General features: G+C 68.8%; 4 protein-coding genes. 1 reads left to right on the top strand and 3 read right to left on the bottom strand.

Annotation, left to right across the window (positions count from 1 at the left end):
- The 3 genes from gspG to AC3XYG_RS11815 all read right to left on the bottom strand — a co-directional run.
- Window positions 1-343: type II secretion system major pseudopilin GspG (gspG, locus tag AC3XYG_RS11805; RefSeq protein WP_489140027.1), on the bottom strand; the 343-nt coding region annotated here is incomplete at its 3' end.
- 8 nt (window positions 344-351) lie between these two features.
- Window positions 352-1,578 carry a type II secretion system F family protein gene (locus AC3XYG_RS11810; protein WP_489140028.1) on the bottom strand — a complete coding sequence of 409 codons (1,227 nt, stop codon included), beginning with the start codon at window positions 1,576-1,578 and terminating at the stop codon, window positions 352-354.
- A 4-nt stretch (window positions 1,579-1,582) separates the two neighbouring features.
- Window positions 1,583-3,268, bottom strand: a complete 1,686-nt coding sequence (locus AC3XYG_RS11815; protein WP_489140029.1) for a GspE/PulE family protein — start codon at window positions 3,266-3,268, stop codon at window positions 1,583-1,585.
- Between the two features lie 361 nt (window positions 3,269-3,629).
- Between AC3XYG_RS11815 and AC3XYG_RS11820 the strand changes: the two genes are divergently transcribed.
- Window positions 3,630-5,542: secretin GspD/PilQ domain-containing protein (locus tag AC3XYG_RS11820; protein ID WP_489140030.1), on the top strand; the 1,913-nt coding region annotated here is incomplete at its 3' end.

Consider the following 5,542-nt stretch of genomic DNA (forward strand, 5'->3'; position numbering starts at 1 on the left):
CCCAGGGGTCCTGCGGCAGGTCGGTGGTGCGCAGATAGGGCCCGTTCCAGCCGCGCAGCCCGCCGGGGGAGACGAGCAGCGCCTTCAGCCCCTGACTGGTGGTCGGGTAGCCGCCGACATCGATGGCGTAGAGGTCGAGCGCGGATTTGAAGTTCTCGATCTGCAGCCGCGCCGAGTCGGACCGGGCGCCGCCGAGATAGGCCAGGACGCGGGGGCCCACCAGCCCGGCCAGCAGGCCGAGGATGACGAGCACGACCAGCAGCTCGATCAGGGTGAAGCCGGCCTGCCGGTCCGGTACGACGGCAGCGGGAAGGGCGGGCGTGTCGTGTGGGGTGTTCTGCATGCGGAATCTCAGAAGGCGAGGTCGTTGATGCTGATGACGGCCAGCAGGATCGACATGACGATGCCGCCCACGGCGAGGCCGAGGATGATGATCAAAGCCGGTTCGATCAGCGTGACCAGACGCTTGATAGAGGCTTCGAGCTTGCGTTCATAGGCGTCGGCGATATGGGCTGCGGTCACGTCGATCTTCCCGGTCTCTTCACCGACCCGCAGCATCTGCACCGCGAGCGGCGGGAACACGCCGATCTCGGCCAGCGGGTCGGCCAGTCCCCGCCCTTGTCGCACGCCGCTCATGACGGTCTCCATCGCGCTGGCCACGGCGGTGTTCGAGATCACATCGCGCGACAGGGCGATGGCCGACGGCAGGTCGACGCCGTTGCCGACCAGGGTCGACAGGGTGCGGCAGAACCGGGCCGTCGCCAGCAGCCGCAGCATCGGGCCGAACAGCGGCAGGCGCAGCGCCGTGCGGTCCCAGGTCAGCCGCGGCCCGGGCATGGTCAGCAACTGGCGGATCACCACCACCGCGACCACGATGCCGATGCCCAGCAGCCAGCCGTAATTCTGGGCGAAACGGCCGATGGCGATGACGATGGCGGTCGGCGTCGGCAGCGCCGCGCCGGCATCCTTGAAGATGGTCTCGAACTGCGGCACGACGAAGGCGAGCAGCAGGAACACCGACGACAGCGAGACGACCACCAGGATCGCCGGATACATCATCGCCGAGACCACCATCTCGCGCGTCTTCTCGCCGCGCTCGCGCAGATCGGCCAGCCGGTCCAGCACCACGTCGAGCGTGCCGGAGTTTTCGCCGGCGCGGACCATGTTGACATAGAGCTTCGGGAAGACCGGCCCCTGCTCCTCCAGCGCCGTGCTCAGGCTGGCCCCGGCCCGCACCCGCGCCAGGATCTGGGCGGTCATATTGGAAATGACGCTGGCGCCGATTCCCGCCGACAGGGTCACCAGCGCCTGCTCCAGCGGCTGGCCGGCGGCCAGCAGGATCGCCAGCTCGCGCGTCATCGTGGTGATGTCGGCGGCCTTTGGCGCCCGACGGCGCCCGGTGCTGCCCGCCCCTGCGCTCCCCGCCTTGCCGGCCCGTGCCCGCACCGGCACGACATCCAGCGGCAGGATGCCGGTGGCCTGCAGCCGCGCGGTCAGGCTGGCCTCGTCGGCGGCCTCGACCCGGCCTTCGACCAGCGCGCCGGTGGTGTCGATCGCCTTGTATGCAAAGAGCGGCATCGCCTCACCACTCCTCGGTGACGCGATGGACCTCGTCCAGCGTGGTCAGCCCGGCCAGGCATTTGTGCAGCCCGTCCTCGAACATCGTGACCATGCCGCCGGCGCGGGCCGCCTGGGCCAGCGCGGTGGTCGAGATCTTGTCGCGCAGCAGCTCGCGCAGCGAATCATCCGGCGCGAAATACTCGAAGATGCCGATCCGGCTGGTGTAGCCCAGCCCGTCGCAGACGCTGCAGCCGACCGATTCGTACAGCTGCGGCTCGGCCATCGCCAGGGGCCGGACCGCCTGCGCCCGCGCGACCAGCTCATCCGGCGTCGCCACCGGCCGGCGGCATTCGGTGCACAGCTTGCGCACCAGGCGCTGGCCGATGACACCGCCGATGGTCGAGGTCAGCAGGTAGTTGTCGACGCCCATGTCGAGCAGCCGATTGATGGCGCCGGCGGCGTTGTTGGTGTGCAGCGTCGACAGCACCAGATGCCCGGTCAGGGCGGCGTGCACGGCGATGTTGGCGGTCTCGCCGTCGCGGATTTCGCCGACCATGATGACGTCGGGGTCGTGCCGCATGCAGGACCGCAGCACCCGGGCGAAATCCAGCCCGATCTGGGGCCGGACATGGATCTGGTTGACGCCCTTGATCTGGTACTCGATCGGGTCCTCGACGGTCAGGATCTTCCGGCTCGGCTGGTTCAGGATCCGCAGCGCGCCGTACAGCGTCGTGGTCTTGCCGCTGCCGGTCGGGCCGGTCACCAGCAGGATGCCGTGCGGCTTGGCCAGCTGCCGCAGCAGCGAAGCCTCGACCTCCGGCGCGAAGCCGATCGCGGTCAGCTCGATGTCCATGCCGGCGGTGTCGAGCAGGCGGATGACGACGTTCTCGCCATGCAGGGTCGGGATGGTGGCGACGCGCATGTCCATGCTGCGGCCGCCGACGCCGAAGCGCGCCCGCCCGTCCTGCGGCAGCCGGCGCTCGGCGATATCCAGCCGCGACAGGATCTTGATCCGGCTGACCAGGGCCGGGGCCAGCCGCACCGGCGGGCCCTTCATCTCGCGCAGGATGCCATGGATGCGGTACCGGACCTTCACCTCGTCGCGATAGCATTCGACATGGATGTCGGAGGCATGCAGCCGGATCGCGTCGCTGAAGATCTGGTTGACCAGGCGGATCACCGGCGCTTCCTGCGCCAGGTCGCGCAGGTGCTGGACATCGGGGTCGCCGGGCGTCTCATCCGCCTCGCCGGCGATGTCGTCGACGATCCGCTCGACCGCGGAACGGCCGCTGTCGAAATAGCGGGCGAAGGCGTCGTCGAGGTCTTCGGTCGCCACCACACAGGGGCGCACCGGCCGCCGCGTCGCCAGCTCGACCGCTTGGCGGGCATAGAGGTCGCCGGGATCGGCCATGGCCAGGACCACCCCGTCCTCGACCTCGGCCAGCGGCAGCACCCGGGTCTCGCGCAGGAAGCGGGGCGACAGCTTGCCCTCGAACAGCGGCGCGGCCGGGAAGGCGTCCGGCCCGACCAGCGGCACATCGTGCTGCAGCGACAGGGCCAGCGCCTGGTCCCGGCCCGACACCAGGCCCAGCTTCGACAGCAGGGCGGGCACGGCGTCGCCGGAACTTTCCTGCAGGCGCGACACCCGCGTCCGATCCTCGGGGCCGAGCTTGCCGAGTTCGACGAGAATGTCCAACAGGGGTTTCACGAAGCCCTTTCCGGTCCGTTGGCGGCAGGCTTGGCCGCAATCCCGCATCATCGGCGTGTGGATGGCCGCGCGCAATCTCGGCCGCCCGACCGTGGCGGTCAAACGAAATGTTTGTGTCTTATCATGGTGTTGCTGGGCTGATTTCTATAAATCTTAACATTAATGCAACAATGTTGCCGTGAATCCGGGCCCAGGCCTCTTGGCTCTTGTGGAGCCAGGGCCGGACGGGCTATGGCTCGACGTCGCCGCGGGGGTAGCATCAGTGGTTTGCCGGGCTTTTTCCTTCAGGACCCTCGGGATTGCCTTGTTGCTGGCGCTGTCGTCTTGCGGACAACAGCCAGGCCAGGACCGGCAGCCTTCGATGTTCGACGACCTGGCCAACCGTTCGCTGGCGGCGCCGGCAAACGATCGGTCGCGCTCGAACGTGGTGTCCTCCACGGGACGGACCCAGACGGTGCGCCAGGCCCAGGTCTTCCCGGGCATCGACACCGTGCCGGGGGAGCAGCCGGCCATCGGCGCCCCGATCCAGGCCCAGCCCGGCGGCTATCAGGTCAACTTCAACAACGCCGATCTGGCGCAGGTGGTCCAGGCGGTGCTGGGCGACCTGCTGCACCAGCCCTACACCATCGACCCCCGGGTCACCGGCACCGTGACCCTGTCGACCCAGGGTCCGATCAAGCCCGACGACCTGCTGGCGATGCTGGAGACGGTGCTGCGCGCCAGTGGCGCCGCGATGGTGCAGGACGGCCGGGCCGGCTACCGCATTTTGCCGCTGGGCGAGGCGGTGTCCGGCCGCACCGTGCTGCAGCTCGGCACCGATCCGAAGCCGCTGCCGGCCGGCTACGGCATCAGCATCATCCCGCTGCGCAATGTCTCGGCCGAAACCATCGGCCCGCTGATCGCCCCGGCGACGAATCCGGAGCTGGTGCGCGTCGACCCGACCCGCAACCTGGTGATCATTTCCGGCACCAGCGCCGACCGTGCGGCGCTGGGTGCCACCGTCGAATCCTTCGATGTCGACTGGCTGCGCGGTATGTCCTCGGGGATCTTCCCGCTGCACCAGGCGGAGCCGGCGGCGGTGATCCGCGAATTGAGTTCGGTGTTCGGCGGCGCGCCTGCCCGCGGGCCGCTGAAGGGCCTCATCACCTTCCTGCCGGTCGAGCGTCTCAACGCGGTGCGGGTGGTCTCGTCGCGGGTCGACAAGCTGAATGAGGCCGGCCGCTGGAACCAGCGGCTGGACCAGGGCGATTCGGACGAGGAACGCGTCTACGTCTACATGGTGCAGAACGGCACCGCGGCGAACATGGCCCGGGTGCTGGGCCAGGCCTTCGGCAAAGTCGACCAGAATGGCGGCTCGCCCTTCGATGACGAGCAGGGGTCGACCACGGCCCCCGGCCTCGGGGTGACCGACAGCAATGGCGGCGCCGGCGGTGGCGCCGGCCAGTCCGGCGCCAACGGGTCCGGCGGCACGGGTGCCACGGGCGGCACCAGCCAGACGGCCTCGACCCCGGGATCGTCGGGCAGCCAGTCCAATTTCGCGCCGATCGATTTCAACGCCCAGTCGAAAGACGGCGACGCCTCGATCCTCGGCTTGGCCGGGACCGCCGCGGGCAAGGCCGCGGTGTTCAAGCTCGACAAGCTGGGCGAGGTCCGCGTGGTGCCGGACAAGGACAAGAATGCCCTGCTGATCGGGGCGCGGCCGGCGGCGTTCCGGATGATCGAATCGGCACTGCGGGCGATCGATGCCAGCCCGCTGCAGGTGGTGATCGAGGCGACGATCGCCGAGGTGACGCTGAACGACACGCTGAAATACGGCGTCCAGTACTACCTCGAATCGGGCAACTTCTCCGGCGGCTTCAACACCGCCACCCCACCGACCGGGGCGACCGGGGCGCAGCAGCCGAATGTCGGGGCGGGTTTCAACCTAGTGGTGGCCGGCGCCAATTCTCGGGTCATCATCAACGCCCTGTCGAAGGTCACCGATGTCCGGGTGGTCTCGGCCCCGACCCTGTCGGTGCTGAACAACCAGACCGCGCGGCTGCAGGTCGGCGACCAGGTGCCGGTGCGGACGCAGCAGAGCCAGTCGACCGACACCTCCGGTTCGCCCGTCATCAGCAACATCGAATACAAGGACACCGGCGTGATCCTGAAGGTCACGCCGCGGATCAACTCCAACGGCGACGTCAGCATGGATGTGCAGCAGGAGGTGTCGAACATCGTCAACGATGCTCAGTCCTCTGCCGACGATGCGCTGGCGCCGACGATCTCGACCCG

The sequence above is a fragment of the Inquilinus sp. genome (genome assembly GCF_057815775.1).